The 15,063-nt window shown below is 68.3% G+C and carries 15 protein-coding genes; 3 read left to right on the top strand and 12 right to left on the bottom strand.

Translation table 11 applies throughout. The features are described from left to right. Position 1 precedes the first annotated feature (1 nt). Positions 2–817 (top strand): DUF1266 domain-containing protein, encoded by an 816-nt coding sequence (locus ASC87_RS04850; RefSeq protein WP_082568398.1) that lies wholly within the window; start codon positions 2–4, stop codon positions 815–817. 25 nt (positions 818–842) lie between these two features. On the opposite strand, the gene ASC87_RS04845 is transcribed toward ASC87_RS04850, so the two are convergent. Beyond that, on the bottom strand, positions 843–2,813 hold the full coding sequence (locus tag ASC87_RS04845; protein ID WP_056657563.1) for a YopJ family acetyltransferase: 1,971 nt from the start codon (positions 2,811–2,813) through the stop codon (positions 843–845). Between the two features lie 313 nt (positions 2,814–3,126). Next, the gene (locus tag ASC87_RS04840) at positions 3,127–3,657 is read right to left on the bottom strand and encodes a hypothetical protein (protein WP_056657561.1); all 531 of its coding nucleotides are present in this window, start codon (positions 3,655–3,657) and stop codon (positions 3,127–3,129) included. Between the two features lie 880 nt (positions 3,658–4,537). Here ASC87_RS04840 and ASC87_RS04830 point away from each other — a divergent pair. Next, complete coding sequence (locus ASC87_RS04830; protein ID WP_056657554.1) at positions 4,538–4,792, top strand: GlsB/YeaQ/YmgE family stress response membrane protein; 255 nt, start codon at positions 4,538–4,540, stop codon at positions 4,790–4,792. A 55-nt stretch (positions 4,793–4,847) separates the two neighbouring features. Here ASC87_RS04830 and ASC87_RS04825 read toward each other — a convergent pair whose 3' ends face one another. From ASC87_RS04825 to ASC87_RS04790, 8 genes are read right to left on the bottom strand one after another with little or no spacing between them, the layout of a single operon-like run. Then, on the bottom strand, positions 4,848–5,414 hold the full coding sequence (locus ASC87_RS04825) for a hypothetical protein (RefSeq protein WP_157603846.1): 567 nt from the start codon (positions 5,412–5,414) through the stop codon (positions 4,848–4,850). A 60-nt stretch (positions 5,415–5,474) separates the two neighbouring features. Continuing rightward, a complete protein-coding gene (locus ASC87_RS04820) occupies positions 5,475–6,455 on the bottom strand; it encodes a tripartite tricarboxylate transporter substrate binding protein (RefSeq protein WP_056657548.1) in 981 nt (326 codons plus the stop codon). 16 nt (positions 6,456–6,471) lie between these two features. After that, on the bottom strand, positions 6,472–7,404 hold the full coding sequence (locus ASC87_RS04815) for an NAD(P)-dependent oxidoreductase (RefSeq protein ID WP_056657545.1): 933 nt from the start codon (positions 7,402–7,404) through the stop codon (positions 6,472–6,474). A 12-nt stretch (positions 7,405–7,416) separates the two neighbouring features. Further along, the gene (locus tag ASC87_RS04810; RefSeq protein ID WP_056657542.1) at positions 7,417–8,400 is read right to left on the bottom strand and encodes a tripartite tricarboxylate transporter substrate binding protein; all 984 of its coding nucleotides are present in this window, start codon (positions 8,398–8,400) and stop codon (positions 7,417–7,419) included. Positions 8,401–8,448: 48 nt separating this feature from the next. Then, positions 8,449–9,144, bottom strand: coding sequence for a substrate-binding domain-containing protein (locus ASC87_RS04805; protein ID WP_056657540.1), 696 nt, complete (start codon positions 9,142–9,144; stop codon positions 8,449–8,451). After that, on the bottom strand, positions 9,141–10,439 hold the full coding sequence (locus tag ASC87_RS04800) for a gallate dioxygenase (RefSeq protein ID WP_056657537.1): 1,299 nt from the start codon (positions 10,437–10,439) through the stop codon (positions 9,141–9,143). The genes ASC87_RS04805 and ASC87_RS04800 overlap by 4 nt, the downstream gene beginning before the upstream one ends. 25 nt (positions 10,440–10,464) lie before the next feature. Continuing rightward, positions 10,465–11,148 carry a 4-carboxy-4-hydroxy-2-oxoadipate aldolase/oxaloacetate decarboxylase gene (gene ligK / locus ASC87_RS04795; RefSeq protein WP_056657533.1) on the bottom strand — a complete coding sequence of 228 codons (684 nt, stop codon included), beginning with the start codon at positions 11,146–11,148 and terminating at the stop codon, positions 10,465–10,467. A 2-nt stretch (positions 11,149–11,150) separates the two neighbouring features. Then, entirely contained in the window at positions 11,151–12,200 is a 1,050-nt protein-coding gene (locus ASC87_RS04790) for an amidohydrolase family protein (protein WP_056657531.1), read from the bottom strand. A 150-nt stretch (positions 12,201–12,350) separates the two neighbouring features. On the opposite strand from ASC87_RS04790, the gene ASC87_RS04785 reads away from it, so the two are divergent. Continuing rightward, positions 12,351–13,640: a LysR family transcriptional regulator gene (locus ASC87_RS04785; RefSeq protein WP_056657528.1), complete on the top strand. Its 1,290-nt coding sequence runs from the start codon at positions 12,351–12,353 to the stop codon at positions 13,638–13,640. Between the two features lie 33 nt (positions 13,641–13,673). Here ASC87_RS04785 and ASC87_RS04780 read toward each other — a convergent pair whose 3' ends face one another. Together ASC87_RS04780 and ASC87_RS04775 are read right to left on the bottom strand one after the other, a co-directional pair. Continuing rightward, entirely contained in the window at positions 13,674–14,123 is a 450-nt protein-coding gene (locus ASC87_RS04780; RefSeq protein WP_056657525.1) for a MarR family winged helix-turn-helix transcriptional regulator, read from the bottom strand. Then, complete coding sequence (locus ASC87_RS04775) at positions 14,120–15,037, bottom strand: alpha/beta fold hydrolase (RefSeq protein ID WP_082568397.1); 918 nt, start codon at positions 15,035–15,037, stop codon at positions 14,120–14,122. Before ASC87_RS04775 ends, ASC87_RS04780 begins: the two co-directional genes overlap by 4 nt. Positions 15,038–15,063 lie beyond the last annotated feature (26 nt).

Raw genomic sequence — 15,063 nt, 5'->3', positions numbered from 1 at the left:
CATGAGTTTCTCGACTCTCCTGCACAAATTGCTCCAGATAGTTTCCGGGAAAAAATACAGAAATTGCCCCGGTGGAGCCGCAGTGGATCCGGCAGCGCAGCGGGCACTTCAAGCTGGGCTCATCAACTCCGAGCAGATCATGGCGTACTGCGACAGTTACACAACTGGACTGTCTGACGATGTTCTCACCGAGGGGCTTGGCTCATACTGGGACACCAACTCGCCTCAGGAGGCTGCTGAAACCCTGGCGTGGCTCGGAAGCTATGGCCATCGCTTTTTCTACGACATTGTTTTTCGGGTTTACAGCGATGGTGCTTCAGGAGATGGGCGCCAAGAGGTTCTCGAGGCATTGGTAGCCAGTGGCCGATACGGTTCCCCGGAAACGCTGCGCAAGCAGCTTGCCGCGCAGGGGCCGTGCGAGGAAAAAGATCTCGTCTTCTCGGCTTTGGAGCAGGCCATGGAGATATTGGGGAATCTGCGATCCGTTTTTCGCGTTCTCGAAGACAAGGTCAATGGCTCGTATCTCCCCAAGGATTACAGCGCTGGAATACTTGCCTGGGATCTCGGCCGCTTGGTCACTGTTGCAAGGATGTCACTGGACTGCAAGTACATTGAGCAAGATGAATTCGGCCGCATTCTTGCGCATGTAGATAAAGAACTGCGTTCGAATTTTTCGTCTTGGCCACAGTTTGCAAAGAGCTACATCATTGGCCGGGCCAGTTGGGGGGGGCAGAACATGACACTGGGCGGAATTATCGGTATTGCTGAAGATCTCATGACCGATAAAAAGAGCCCTTGGGTGCTGTCTCCCCTGTGATGCGTTGCGCCGCCGCCCAGGGACTTCAGCGCCGCACCGGCGCGACGCCGACGGGATCCAGTCGCGGTGAGTGTTCGAAGTGGCTGATGGCACGCTGGTACATCTCGATCTGCTCCTGGTCGAGTTCTGCCTTCAGGTCTTCGGGTTCGATCGGCTCGTCCTGATCGGAGACGCCGTAGTCCGGATCGATCAGGTGAGCCCCATCGCGCCTGTCCACGGCGGTGGGCTCGTCGCTGCTGCTGGCCGCCTTCAACGCTTCAGCATGCGCTTCGCCGATGTCCCGGAAGTCCTTGAGATTCTTCGCGGACAGCACCGCGAAGAGGGCGTTGTCGATGTCAGGCTGCCGGGCTGAAACATCGAAATGGGTCAGGCGGACCTTGCCTTGCCCGGCATGGCCGGTGCCGCGCAGCATGGCCTGCAGGCGATCACCGAGCAACTTGGTCAGGCCCTCACCGCCCCCCTCGCGCAACAAGGGCGAGCCGGTGCCATCGACGACGACCAGCGAGACATGGGCGTGGTTGTCGGGGTCGTGTCGAGCCGACAGCGCGGCGTGGTGCCCGCCGAGATCGAGCGTGGCATGCCAGTCGGCGCCGCTGCGCACGCCCGTGGCGACCGATTGCCACAGGTCGTTGATGGCGGCAGGGTCCAGCGCGGCAAGCTGCACCGGGTCGACACGATGGGCCGACAGGCGCAGTTGCGGATCAAGCGTGTTCTCCACGTCGATCAACAGGCCCATGAACTCGGCGTCGCGCGGGGTGGGTTGTGGGGCCTCGCCCTTGGCCGCGCGGCCCAGTTCATGCACGTACGCTTCCATGCCTTGCAACTGCTCGGCCATGACCACAGGCTCGAGGTGCGCGATGGCGCGCTCGTACATCCGCAGGCGCTTTCGCTCGAACGAATCGCTGTAGGCGTAGGAGACACCGAACGGCGGCCGGTGCGAGACCACATGCTCGGCCTGATGCTGACGCAGCGTCGTCCCCTTCTTGTTGACCGGTGCATCTTCCAGTTCGGGACGGCGCTTCAGCAGGTCCTGCAGGGCGCCCGGGTGAGTCATGTGCTTGAAGAAGCGGGCGCCGAGCAGGTGGTTGTCGGCCGTCAAGCGAGCCGTCGCGGATACGGAATCCTCGGCAGCCTGCCCCAGGACATCTTTGTGCAGCTTCTGAATGTCCGGGTCGTGCGGCATTTCGCGCGCAGCGGCCAGCGAGAAGATGGTGCTGCCTCCGCAGGTCGCGGTCACCTCGGTCGAGGTGCTCAGGCAACTCACCCATACCTGGGCGTCGGTGGGCTTTCCTTCGTCGGCCAAGGCGCGGTTCATGTGCTGCCCCACCAGCCGCGCGATCTGCCGCCATTGACCGGAGGACAGGAGCGACGAGGCGCTGTCCACCACGATCAGCGAGAGCCGCGCCGGATGTTTTTCGTCGTGCTCGGCCGCCACCGCCACCTCGTGGCCGTCGACGCTCAGCACGGCATGCCAGGAGCCCTGCCCCATGCCTTCTATCGCCGCGCGCGCCAGTCCGGCCACCGCCTTCATGGCCGCTGCGTCGCCCTTGTCCAGCGCCTCATGGTCGATGGCCTGCGCGCTGAGCCGCAGCGAGGCGTTGCGGGCGTTCTCCATCACCACCAGCAGATCGAGGAACTGCGTGTCACGCGAGCGCGGCAGTTCTCGCCCGGCGGCATGCATCAACCGCAGTTCCGCGAGATAGCCTTTCATCTCCTGCAGGCGGTGCGCGATGCCGAGATGCTGGCCCGCGGACGTGAATGTGGGTGGCTGGGTGGTCGTGGGCGGCAAGGGCTGCCGTGCCGGCCGCGTTTGCGCCGGCGAGGGATCCCCGGCGCGTGTTGTCACGGGCGACGTGGCCCGCCGCGCCGGCAGCACATGGGCCAGCGAATCCGCGTGGCTCGCGCGGGAGCCACTGCCGGGATCCGCGGCGCGGTTGGGCGTTTCCTGGGGCGATGCCGGCTTTGAAGTGGGCGGCGAGGTGCGGATGTTCAGCAAGTCATATTCTCCCTGTGCATGAATTCGGGCCCTGTTCGGGCTCCGCGGCCTGCACTGTGGCTCGCGCGCTGCATCGCTTCGCTGGCGTGGCCGAACGGGTGTGTGCCGGCCCGAAGCACGGGTGCGGCGCCGATGGCTCTTTCCTGCGGCCCCAGACTTGCATGCGCCGCTTGCGCCGGGTGATCCCTGGCTGCCTCTCAACCCCGCGGACCCACGGCCGCCCGGCGCGTCATATGCGGTAGCCGTTGTCCCATCGTTCCTGGTCGGCACGCCTTCTCTCTTCCTCGGCGCGCGCCCGCTCCTCGGGGGTGGTCTAAACGCTGCCGCCCCCGGCGCCCATGGCCTTCAACTTCTGATCGGTCTGACGGACCATCTCCTTGAGCTGGCTCACCTGTTCGAGCTTGCTGTCGATGTTCAGAGTGGCCAGCTCGCGCATCTGCTCGAGTTCATCCGGAGGCAGGCCGTTGAATGCGCCGCTCTTCAGCGCCTGGCGCACTTGCCCTTGCGTAGAAATCAACTCATCGCGCTTGCCCTGGAGGTGGGCCTGGTCGCGCAGGGCTTTTTTGTTGCCGCGGATCACAGCGTTTTGCACGCCCGCGAGCGGACTGTCAGTCTGCTGCGGACCGTTGACTTTGGTCAGTTCCGTGAGCGTCCGCACCATTTCGTTGGCCGCGGGCTTCTCGATGAAGTCGAGCTGGACCAGCACGTTCTTGCGGATGGTGATCAGTTTCTTGCGCTCCCGGGTCACAGCCGCCAGGTCCCTCTCGATCTTCGCCTCTGCCTCCGGTGTCTCCCCCTCCGGGGCCGTCTGCAGTTCATCGTTCGTCCTGTCCAGGACTTTCATCCTCTTCGCCAAGTCTTGCAGCACGCCACGCAAACTGTCGGCCTTGGACGGCGCAGGCGCCGGCGCGGGCCGAGGATTCGGGCGAGTTTCCGCACGTTCGGCGCGCTGGGGCGGCCTGGCCGGCGCGGCTGCCTGGGCGCCATTCGTACGGTACCCGCCCGCAGGCGCGTCCTGACGCAACGGAGGCTGTGGGGGCTTGCGTGCAGGTGCTGGTGCCGGGGTTGGTGCGGCGGTCGGCGGCGCCTTGTGCATCTTCCCGAAGTACACCGAATGCTGCCGCAGCGGAGGCTCTGGCGGCCTGCGTGTCGGCCCCGGCTGCACGTCACGCCGGGACAACGCCGACGGCGCGTGCGCAAGCGGGGTAGCGTCACGACGCGAAAGAGACTGCAGACTGATTCGTGGCTGCGGGGGCATGGGTTCGGGATGAACCCTGCCCCCTCCCCGCGATCTCAGCCCCGCAAAGACACCCAGAAAGTGGGACTGCCCCGGCTTGGACTCTCGCCCCGTCGTCTTCGGCTGCGCTGTCGAAGACTCCTGGGAGATCTTGGAAGAGATGAACTTCCGGATTGAAGAAACAGACATAGTCTTCCTGCCACTGCACACAGCCGACCACCACTGGGGCTGCTCCAACTCTAGGGAGCTGGGCGAGCCGATCCGCGACTCATGCGAAGTCGTCTCCGAGAATCCGATGCCGCTCCCGCAGATCAAGCGCAGATGTGCTGCGTGACGACGATTGAAAGCCTGCCCGTGCGGCCCCGTTGGACAATCCCACGCAAGTCTTCCCCCGCTGGTGGAAGCAACAAGAGTCACGGAACTGACACGTCGCGGCCTCGTGCACCCTTGCGCTACAGTCCGCCATCAACTCCACGCAGGAACAGTCATGGGCTTCATCTGGACGATCGTGATCGGATTTGTCGCGGGCCTGATCGCCCGAGCCTTGATGCCGGGGCCAAACCCCATGGGGTTCGTGCTGACCGCCGTGCTCGGCATCGTCGGCGCCGTGGTCGCCAGTTTCCTCGGCCGTGCGCTGGGCTGGTACGGTGACGGCGAAGGGGCCGGCCTCATCGCCTCGGTGATCGGGGCGATCCTGGTGCTGGTGGTCTACGGCTGGGTGGCGCGCAAGCGGGGCGGCTGACGGCGGGTTCGTCCGATCGAACGGCCAGGAGCCGGCCAACGCCGGCCCAGGCCGCTCAGGGCACGCAAGTCACGGCCACGGCCGTGGCGGTGCCCGTCGTGAACGTGCCGCTGCCGTTGGCCACGGTGCAGGTCTGTCCCGGCGGCTGAGCCTTGACGGTCACGCTGTACGCAGTGCCCGAGGCCAGGGTGCCCGGAAATGCCCAGGCGCCGTTGGCGGCCACCACCAGGTCGGCGGTGCCCGTGGTCAGCGTCAGGTTCACGCCAGCCGCCAGGCCCAGCACCGTGCCGGAGACGGACGACGTGGCCGTGCAGGTCACCACCACCGAGGTGATGTTGGCCGAGGAATCCTGGGCCACGGTGCCCGTGCCGCCCGACACCGCACAGGTGGCGCCCGCAGGTTGGGTCAAGACGGTGACGTTGTAGCTTTCGCCGTCGCCGACGGGGTCGGCGAACAGGAACGAGCCGTCGGCCGTCAACGTGAGGTTGTCGCCCCCATTGTTCTGCAGCGTCACGGACGCGCCGCTGGGCAGGCCGGACAGCGTGCCGCCGATGTCGACGGAACCCAGGCACCCCGCCAGCGAGAGGGGCAGCAGCAGCAACAGGGGTCGGCAAATGTTCATGGGGTTCTCCGCAAACGGATTCTGCCACTGAACCTGGAATTCAAACGCCAGGCCTGCCCCTCAATCCGGCTTCACATTCCCCGCCTTCACCACCTGCGCCCACCGCGGAATCTCCCGCGCGATCAAGTCCGCAAAGGCCTGCGGCGTGCCCGGGGTCGGAATCGCCCCTTCCCCATCCAGCTGCTTGGCCACGGCCGCGTTCTGAAGCGCCTTGTTGATCTCTGCATTGAGGTTCGTGACCACCGCGAGAGGGGTGCCCGCAGGCGCCACCACGCCGTACCACTGGTCGGCGTCGAAGCCGGGATACCCGCTCTCGGCCACCGTGGGCACGTCGGGCAAGACTGCCAGCCGCTGCGGGCTCGACACCGCCAGCGCGCGCAGGCGCCCGCTGCGCACGTGCGGCAGCACGGCCGGTGCACCGGTGAAGGTGGCGTCCACCTGGCCGCCGATCAGGTCGGTGACGGACGGTGCCGTGCCGCGGTACGGGATGTGCAGCATGAAGAAGTTCGCCTTCAGCTTCAGGTACTCGAAGCTGATGTGCGCGGCGCTGCCGTTGCCGCCCGACGAATAGGTCATGCGGCCCGGCTGCGCGCGGGCGCGGGCCACCAGGTCGGCGAGGGTCTTGATGGGTGAGCTGGCGTTGACAACCAGCACGTTCGGCACGCGGGCCACCCAGGCCACCGGCGCGAAGCTCTTGACGGCGTCGTACGGCAGCTTCGGGTACAGCGCCGGGTTGACCGCCAGCGTGCCGACGTGGCCCATCAGCAAGGTGTTGCCATCGGCCTCCGCACGCGCCACCTCGGACGCGCCCAGCGAGCCGCCGGCACCGGGCTTGTTCTCGATCACCACGGTTTGCACGAGTGCGGTGCCGAGCCGCGCGCCAATGGCCCGCGCCAGGATGTCGGTGGACCCACCGGGCGGGAACGGCACGACGAGCCGCAGCGGTTTCGCGGATTGCGCGCGGGCGCCAGGCCAGGCGGCCGTGGCCAGGGCGCCGAGCAGCATCGTGCGCCGCAGGCGCGTGCGGTCGTTGTCGGTCATCGAAACTCCAGCAGGGTCAGGGGTTGGGGGCGGCGCGCGCGTGTGCCAGCAAGCGATCGGCTTCGCTGCGCCAGTCGGGGCTGCGGGCGAAGCCTTGGCTGTCGCGCGGGCCGAAGAGCCCGCCGTCGGCCAGGTCGGCCATCCACGCCTGGCGGTCGGCCGTGCCGTCGGCGCTCCACGGCGTGAGGCCCGCTTCACGCACGGTCTGAGCCACCTCGCGCACTTCTTCGCTGCGGCGGCGGCCGTGTTCGATCACGCGCTGGAAGAAGTAGGCCGCCTGCTGCTCCCAGTCCACGCCAGGGAAGGTCTCGGCCAGCGAGGCGAGCACCGCGTCCTCCACGCCATGGTGGCGCGCGGTGGTGAGGCTCTCGATCATCATGGCCTCCATGCCCTTGATGATGACGCTGCGGCACATCTTGGTGGCCGAGGCCACGCCCAGCCGGTCGCTGGCCACGCGGGCCTGGAAACCGAACGCGTTGATCTGTTCCACCAACCCCGCGGCATCCGGGCCGCCGAGCAGCAACGGCACGCGGATGCGGTACGGCGGCACGCTGGTCATCACCGCGCCCTCGACGTAGCGCCCGCCCGCGGCGTTCACGCCCTGTGCGGCACGCGCCTTCGCGCCGGGCGACGCCGAGTTGAGGTCCAGGAACCAGGTGCCGGCCCCGCAACCCGGGGCACAGGCCTCGGCGACCGCCAGGGTCTGGCTGGCGGTCACCGCGCTGATGACGAGGTCCGACACCTCGGCCACCCCGCGGTGCGAGGCGACCACCTGCACCCCATGTTCGGCGGCATGCCGGCGCAGCGGGTCGCCCGCGCTGTCCTGGCCGAACTTCAGGTCGATGGCCCGCACCACCACGCCGTGGCGCGTGAGGTCTTCCGCGAGAATGCGGCCGACCTCGCCGTACCCGGCCAGGCCGATGTGCTTCAGGGGTGAAGTGATCGCCATGCGGTCACCCTCTCAGTCGAGCGAGGCCTTGGCGCGCTTGATCACGTCGGCGTACTTGGTGCTTTCGGCCGCGATGAACGACGTGAACTGGGCGCGGGTGACCGGGAAGGTCTCGTAGCCGAACGTGGCATAGCGCTCCTTGATGTCCGGCTCGGCCAGCGCGGCCTCGATGTCGCGCTGGATCTTGTCGGCCACGTTCCTGGGCAGGCCCTTCGGTGCCGCCACCGTGGTCCAGCCGGTCACCTCGTAGCCGGCGGGACCACCCGACTCGGACACCGTCGGGACGTCCGGGAACGCCGGGTGGCGCTTCTGCCCGGTCACCGCGATGAACTTGATGCGGCCCATGCGTTGCATCGGGCCGGCCGTGGCCAGCGAACCCAGCGCGAAGTCGAGTTCGCCGGTGGCCACGCCGGTGTACAGCATCGACGTCTCCTTGTAGATCACGTGCTGCATCTGCGTGTTGGTCATGCTCTCCAGCAACGCGCTGCCCAGGTGCACCGGGTTGCCAACCGACCAGCTGCCATAGTTCAGGACACCCGGATGCGACTTGGCCTCGGCGACGATGTCGCCCACCGTGCGGAACTTGCTGGTGGACGGCACACCCACGAAGAAGTACGTGCGGAACAGCGGTGTGATGGGCTCGAAGTCCTTGACCGGGTCGTACGGCAGTTTCTTGAAGAGGTACGGGTACGCCACCAGGTGCACGTTGTCCAGCTGGATCAGGTCGTACCCGTCCGTGGCACCACGCTTGAAGGCGTCGATGGCGATGAACCCGTTGCCACCGGGCCGGTTCTCCACGATCACCGGCTGGCCCCACTTCTTCTGCAGCTTCTCGGCGAGCACACGCAACACGGCCTCGGGGCCGGCGCCTGCGGGGAACGGCGTGATGATGCGAACCGGCTTGGTGGGCCAGTCATCTGCGGCAACGGCCAGGGCCGGGGCCAGGCCGGCAACAAGCAGGCCCACGCCAAGGGCTCGGCGGGTGATGGACGTCATGGAAGTCTCCTTCAGGGTAACGGGCGTTGCGTTCGGCGCCGCATCGAATCAGGGGTGCACCGGGGTCATGCCGTGACGGCGCTTCGCGTCGTCGGTGGCGGAGGAACGCAGGAAGTCCAGCCAGGCCAACACGTCATCGGCATGGCTGCCACCCCGGCACCGTGCGGCACTGAACGTGGTGATGATCTCGAGTCCGGGCGGCATCGTTCCAATCACCTCGATGCTGGGCATGCCGACGAACTCGCTCAATTGCTGGAAACCCAGGTCAGCGTCCCCCTGGGCGAGCAGGCGCGCCACCGGCACGCCGGGCGGCGCCTGCACGAGCCGGTGGCGCAAGGTGTCGAGGACACCCCAGCGGGTAAACAGCTGCTGCAGCGCCGTGCCGCTCGGGCCGGTGGAAAACGCGATGCGCCCGGCGTCCAGCACGGCGGTGCGCAACGCCTCCTCGTCGCCCAGCGCGGGCCGCCGCGCGCCCTGGGGTACGGCGATGGCCACCTCGCATTGCACGACGCCGGTGCAACTGCCGGCCACCAGGTGGCCGCCCTCGGCCAGCCGGCCGATGGCGTCCGACGCCAGCACCACCACGTCGAACAGTTCGCCTGCCGCCACCCGCCGGGCGGCGTCCACGCCACCCACGGACTCGACACGCACGTGCGCCCCGCCACGCGCATGCCAGGCCTCGGCCAGTTCGGCCAGCAGCGCACGGGTGGCCATCGACGAGATGACGTGGATCTCGCGGGTCATTGCTTGTCTGCCTTGGCGTCCCACGCGGGGGCCTGGCCCCCGCCGCCGGACACCGAGTACAGCGCGCCCGGTGCGTTGCGGGTCTTCTGGAAGTCGGCCAGCGTCTGCCCGCGCATCGCGGCGTACACGTGCAGGTTCGACACACCGACGACGGCCGCGAGCTTTTCCAGCAGGAAGAAGATGACGCCGTAGTGCATCATCGCGCGCCAGTCGCGGCGGGCGATCAGGTCGCGCTCCACGCCGGTCAGCCCGGCGGCGAGCATGCACCCGGCTTCGTCGGCCGCGAAGCGCTCCCGGTGTTCCGGGTGGACCAGGCCGTGCAGGAACTTGTTGATGCGGTAGCCCTTGACGCTGCGTGCCAGGTCGAACGGGTACGTGCCTTCGAGCTGCTCGATGCCACGCATCTCGCGCGCCACGTGGTCGCGGTGCCGTTGCACTTCGGCGGCCGTGGGCGGCGTGGCTTGGTTCTCGAACACCAGCGTGGCGATGCCCGTCATGGACGGCAGGTAGTACGACTGGTGCAGCGTCGTGACCTGGGCCGACAGCGCGCCGCGCATGATGAGCCACATCACCACCTCGGCGCTCTCGAAACCACCGATGGTGGCCAGCTCGGCGAGGGTCATCCCGGTGAGGCGCACCGGGTCCTTCTCGAGCAGGTCGAGGAACTTCGCGTCCCATTCGGGGTTGTTGAACCCGGCCCGCTCCCCGTGCACCTGGTGCGACAGCCCGCCCGTGGCGATGATGACCACGCGCAGGTCTTCCGGGAAACTCTCGATGGCCCGGCGCAGCGCCTGGCCCAGCTTGTAGCACCGGCGAGCGCTCGGGCCCGGGGCCTGCAGCACGCCCACTTGCAGCGGGATGATCGGGAACGGCCACGCGGGGTCGTGGTCGCACAGCACGGACAGCGGCGAGAAGCACCCGTGGTCGAGGCCCTTGTCCTGGAAGAAGGACATGTCGAACTCGTCGGCCACCAGCGACTCACCGATGTGGGCGGCCAGGGCCGGGTGCCCCGCGATGGCAGGCAGCTCGCGCGGCCCGCCACCTTCGTCGGCCACCGTGAACTGCGAGCCGATGCCAAGCGTGAACGGCGAGTAGTGGTCGAAGAAGAACGACGTGACGTGATCGTTGAAGATCACGATCGCGGCGTCGGGCTGCTTGTCGTGGAGCCAGCCCTTGATGGGGGCGAACGCCTCGAAGATGGGCGCCCACACGGGGTCGTCCTGCTTGTTCTTGTCGTGGGCGAATCCGATGGTGGGCGTGTGCGAACACGCCACCGCGCCGATGATGCTTGCCATGTCCAGGCTCCTCGGGTTCGGGGACTCAATCGACGTAACGCAGGCCGGCCTCGGCCAGGCGCTCGCGCATCTTGTAGATGTCGAGCCCGAGTTCACCGGCGGCCAGCCGCAGGCGCTTGCTTTCTTCATTGGCTTCGCGCGCGGCGGCCGCGGCAGCCACCTCGGCCGCATCTGCGGCGGGCACGATCACCACGCCGTCGTCGTCGGCCACCACCACGTCGCCCGGGTTCACCAGCGCGCCGGCGCAGACGATGGGCACGTTCACCGAACCCACCGTGGCCTTCACGGTGCCCTTGGCATGGGCCGCGCGGGCGAACACGGGGAAGTCCATCTGCCGCAGCGTCTTCACATCGCGCACGCCGCCGTCGATCACGAGCCCTGCGCAGCCACGGGCCCGGAACGACGTGGCCAGCAGGTCGCCGAAGAAGCCGTCGATGTTGTCGGTGGTGCAGGCGGCGATGACCACGTCACCGGGCTGGATCAGCTCGGCGGCCACGTGGAACATCCAGTTGTCACCGGGCTGCAGCAGCACCGTGATGGCCGGGCCGCACAGCGCGGCACCGTCGTACATGGGCCGCAGCACCGGCTTGGCCAGGCCCACGCGGCCCATGGCCTCGTGGAGGGTGGCGACGCCGAAACGGGAAAGCTGCGCCACCGCGTCGCGGGGCGGGCGCGTGATGTGGCGCTTGACGATGCCGAGCGGGTTCATGGTCAGCGTCCTGCGGTGGAGGTTGCGGAAGCGCGCGCGCGCAGCGCGGCGTCGAGGCGGGGGTAGACCCGCCGGGCGTTGCCTTCGAAGATCTGCGACCGGTCGGCCGCCGTGAGGCCGGGGGCAGCGTCGATGTAGCGGCGCGTGTCGTCGAACGCGAAGCCGGTCTCGGGGTCGATGCCACGCACCGCACCGATCATCTCGGACGCGAACAGCACGTTGTCCACCGGCATCACGCCAGTGAGCAGGTTGATGCCCGGCTGGTGGTACACGCAGGTGTCGAAGAAGATGTTCTTCAGCAGGTGTTCCGTCAGCAGCGGTTTTTTCATCTCCTGCGCCAGGCCGCGGAAACGCCCCCAGTGGTACGGCACGGCGCCACCACCATGGGGAATCACGAAACGCAGCGTCGGGAAATCCGTGAACAGGTCGGACGTGAGGCACTGCATGAACGCCGTGGTATCGGCGTTCAGGTAGTGCGAACCGGTGGTGTGGAAACACGCGTTGCAACTCGTGCTCACGTGGATCATGGCCGGGATGTCGTGCGCCACCAGACGCTCGTACACCGGGTACCAGTGGCGGTCCGACAGCGGCGGCGACGTCCAGTGGCCGCCCGAGGGGTCCGGGCTCAGGTTGACGGCGACGAACCCGTGTTCGTTGATGCAGCGGTCGAGCTCGGGCAGGCAGGTCGCCGGGTCCACACCCGGTGACTGCGGCAGCATGGCCGCGCCGATGAAGCGGTCAGGGAACAGGCCCACGACGCGGGCGATCAGCTCGTTGCAGATCGCCGACCAGGCCGCGCTGGTCTCGAAGCCGCCGATGTGGTGGGCCATGAAGCTCGCCCGCGGCGAGAAGACGGTGAGGTCGATGCCGCGCTCGTTCATCTTCGCGAGCTGGTTCAACTCGATGGACTCGCGCAACTCATCGTCACTGATCTTCAGCGATGCGGCAGCGGGGGTTCGGGCGGGATCGGACAGCCCCTCGATCTGAAGCGCTCTCCAGCGCTCCAGCGCCTTCGGGGCGGTGGTGTAGTGGCCGTGGCAGTCGATGATCATGGTGTGGGGCCCGCAGGTTTCGTCGTGGAGAAAGTGTCGTTCCGGCAGGCCCTCCTTGCGGCGAATACGGTTTGCCGAGCGTTCTAACTTTCTGATATCCGAGGGTATTCCCCAAGCCCCTCCGGCCGGGGCACGCCGGACCATGCGGCCATGGCGAAGCAAGAGAAATTGATCGATCACCCGCCATCGGGGGCACTTGGCACGAACCTTCGCCACCTCCACGTGCTGTGTGCCGTGGCCCAGGCGGGCAGCATCGCGCAGGCGGCCGAAGGCCTGTTCCGGGTGCCGTCGGCCGTGGCCCGGTCCATCACCGAACTGGAGGCCGTGCTGGGGGTCCCGTTGTTCGAGCGCCGCGCCCGCGGCATGGTGCCGAACCGTCATGGCGACATCGTGCTCACCCGCGCGCGGCGCATCGAGCAGGCGTTCGACGAAGCGCGCCAACAGCTCATGGCCCGGAGTGGCGTGCGGTCGTCGGCAGACGTGCACACCCTGTTTGCATCCATCATGAACGGGCGCCGCCTGGCCGTGATCGCGAGCCTGGCGGAGCAGCGCAGCATGGCGTCGGTGGCCCGCGAGTTCGACATCACGCAGCCGGCCATCAGCGCAGCCGTGAAGGACCTGGAAACCCGCCTGGCCATCACCCTCTTCGAACGCACGGCCCGGGGCCTCGTGCCTACGCCGGCCGGCGAGATCCTCGCGTTCCATTTCAAGCGGGTGCTGGCGGAGCTGCGGCACATCGCCCCCGACCTGGCCGCGAGCGAGGGCACGCTGCAGGGCAGCATCCACGTGGGCGCCCTGCCGCTCGGCCGCACGCACATCCTGCCCATGGCCATCGCCTCGCTGCTGGCGCGCCACCCGCAGTTGCACGTGGGCACGGTGGAGAGCCCCTACGAAGCCCTGGCCGCGTCGCTGCGCAGCGGCGACGTGGATTTCATCCTCGGGGCGTTGCGCGGGCCCGAGGGCACGAAGGAACTGGAACAGCAGTCGCTGTTCGAGGACCGGCTCTCGATCATCGCGCGCGCCGGGCACCCGCTGGCCCGCGCGCGCCCGCTCGACTTCGACACGCTGCGCCGCGCCCGCTGGGTGCTGTCGCGCCATGGGTCACCGTCGCGGGAGCTGTTCGAGACGTTCTTCTCGGACGCCCGCCAGCCGCCGCCCATTCCCGCGGTGGAGACGGGCGACCTGGCCGTGCTGCGCGGCCTGCTGCGCGAGAGCGACATGCTGACCGCCATCTCCGCCCACCAGCTGCGCTACGAGATCCGCGACGGCAGCCTGGTGGTGCTCGACTTCCCGCTCGAACCCACCCGGCGGCAGATCGGACTGTCCCAGCGGCTCGGCGCACTGCCGTCACCGGGCGCGCTGGCGCTGATGGCGGAGATCCGGAACGTGGTGACGCAGTCGGAGGAATTCGACACGCCCGAACGGGCGGCGCGCGGCTGACGCCGCGGGGCGGCCTGCACTCTCGGCGGGTCGTCAGCGTTCGAGCGGTTCTCCGGGCGCGCGGAACTTGTCCTGCAACGCGCCGAGCCAGCGGCCCACCACATCCATCTCGGCGGGCGTGAAGCCGTCGCTCAGGCGATTGTTCAACGTGGCCAGCACGGTCTTCGCGCGCTGGCCGGCCTCGCGGCCGTCGCTGGTCAGGTGCAGGCGGATGGCCCTGCCGTCCACCTCGTCCCGGCGGCGCTCCACCAAGCCCGCGATCGCCAGCCGGTTGGCCAGCCCCGACATCGCCGACGCGCCGATGTGCAGCGCCTGGGCCACCTCGCCGATCAGCGCCCCATCGTTGCGCGACAGGAAAAACAGCGTGCCCGCCTGCGGGGCCGACAGCGCCAGGGTGTCGTCCGCCTGGCCCTCGATCCAGCGCTCGACCGCGCGCTGCCCCAGGTTGAGCAGGAAAATCAGCCTCTTCTCTGGACCTGTCATGCGGGTCGTGCCTCCGGCCGGGACCGGACCTCGGGCTGCGGGACGCCACCGGTGGCCAGCAGCCAGTCCGCGATCCCCGGCCACAGGGCTTCGCGGTGGCGCCGGCGGAAGAACCCCATGTGACCCACCGGCGCACCGGCCGCGGCGGGGTTGATCTGGCGCCGCTGCACGTCGCAGTTCACCAGCTTCCCCACCAGCAGGTCGATGCCGGGCGGCGTGGCCCACGGGTCGTCGTCGAAGCCCACCGCCAGCACCGGCAGCCGCCGCCGGGCGAACCGGGCTTCCGCCAGCAGACTCGCGTCATCGAAGAAGTACCGCGGCAGGGATGCCCACTGGCCCCACTCCAGGAACACACCGGCGGGAAGGTTCTCGCCGAGCCCGAGGGCGCGGCCCGGCATGTACCCCAGCGTGTGGCACAACAACGGCCCGAGCGCGCGAAGCAGGAACGTGGCCCGCCAGCGTTCCAGGCGCCCCCGGATGACCCCCAGGTACCCGGCGTGCGACGCGATGAACACGGCGGCCTTCAGGTGCCGGCTGCCCTCCCCCAGGCCGATCGCATGGCCGCCGAAGCTGTGGCCCACGGCCAGCAGCGGCACGCCGGCAAACCGCTCACGGGCCCAGGTGGTGACGGTCTCGACGTCCAGGTCTGCCCAGTCGCGCATCCGCGCGCTGAACCCGCGGAGCGTGGCGGGGGCCGACCGGCCGATGCCACGGTAGTCGTACGTCACGGCCGCCAGGCCCCGGCTGGCGAGGTACTCGGCAAACGGTGCGTACAAGCTCTCGGGCACGGCCGTGGCCGGGTGGATCAGCACCACGGCGGCGGGCGCCTCGGCTGGTGTCCACAGGGTGCCGTGCAGCACGTGGCCGTCGTCACACGTGAATTGCACCAGCGATCGGGCAGGGGAAGAAGGCATGTCGGGCTCCCAGCATGTATTTCGCT

The organism is Rhizobacter sp. Root1221 (assembly GCF_001425785.1).
Lineage (GTDB): Bacteria > Pseudomonadota > Gammaproteobacteria > Burkholderiales > Burkholderiaceae_C > Rhizobacter.
Note: the sequence above shows the minus strand (reverse complement) of the source record. Positions and strands in the feature narration are given on the sequence as shown.

Bases quoted from the DNA above. Each gene is read 5' to 3' on its own strand.
- ASC87_RS04790 (WP_056657531.1), bottom strand. From the start codon at position 12,200: ATGATCATCGACTGCCACGGCCACTACACCACCGCCCCGAAGGCGCTG.
- ASC87_RS04820 (WP_056657548.1), bottom strand. From the start codon at position 6,455: ATGACCGACAACGACCGCACGCGCCTGCGGCGCACGATGCTGCTCGGC.
- ASC87_RS04800 (WP_056657537.1), bottom strand. From the start codon at position 10,439: ATGGCAAGCATCATCGGCGCGGTGGCGTGTTCGCACACGCCCACCATC.
- ASC87_RS04810 (WP_056657542.1), bottom strand. From the start codon at position 8,400: ATGACGTCCATCACCCGCCGAGCCCTTGGCGTGGGCCTGCTTGTTGCC.
- ASC87_RS04785 (WP_056657528.1), top strand. From the start codon at position 12,351: ATGGCGAAGCAAGAGAAATTGATCGATCACCCGCCATCGGGGGCACTT.
- ASC87_RS04840 (WP_056657561.1), bottom strand. From the start codon at position 3,657: ATGAAAGTCCTGGACAGGACGAACGATGAACTGCAGACGGCCCCGGAG.
- ASC87_RS04830 (WP_056657554.1), top strand. From the start codon at position 4,538: ATGGGCTTCATCTGGACGATCGTGATCGGATTTGTCGCGGGCCTGATC.
- ASC87_RS04850 (WP_082568398.1), top strand. From the start codon at position 2: ATGAGTTTCTCGACTCTCCTGCACAAATTGCTCCAGATAGTTTCCGGG.
- ASC87_RS04775 (WP_082568397.1), bottom strand. From the start codon at position 15,037: ATGCCTTCTTCCCCTGCCCGATCGCTGGTGCAATTCACGTGTGACGAC.
- ligK (WP_056657533.1), bottom strand. From the start codon at position 11,148: ATGAACCCGCTCGGCATCGTCAAGCGCCACATCACGCGCCCGCCCCGC.
- ASC87_RS04780 (WP_056657525.1), bottom strand. From the start codon at position 14,123: ATGACAGGTCCAGAGAAGAGGCTGATTTTCCTGCTCAACCTGGGGCAG.
- ASC87_RS04805 (WP_056657540.1), bottom strand. From the start codon at position 9,144: ATGACCCGCGAGATCCACGTCATCTCGTCGATGGCCACCCGTGCGCTG.
- ASC87_RS04815 (WP_056657545.1), bottom strand. From the start codon at position 7,404: ATGGCGATCACTTCACCCCTGAAGCACATCGGCCTGGCCGGGTACGGC.
- ASC87_RS04825 (WP_157603846.1), bottom strand. From the start codon at position 5,414: ATGAACATTTGCCGACCCCTGTTGCTGCTGCTGCCCCTCTCGCTGGCG.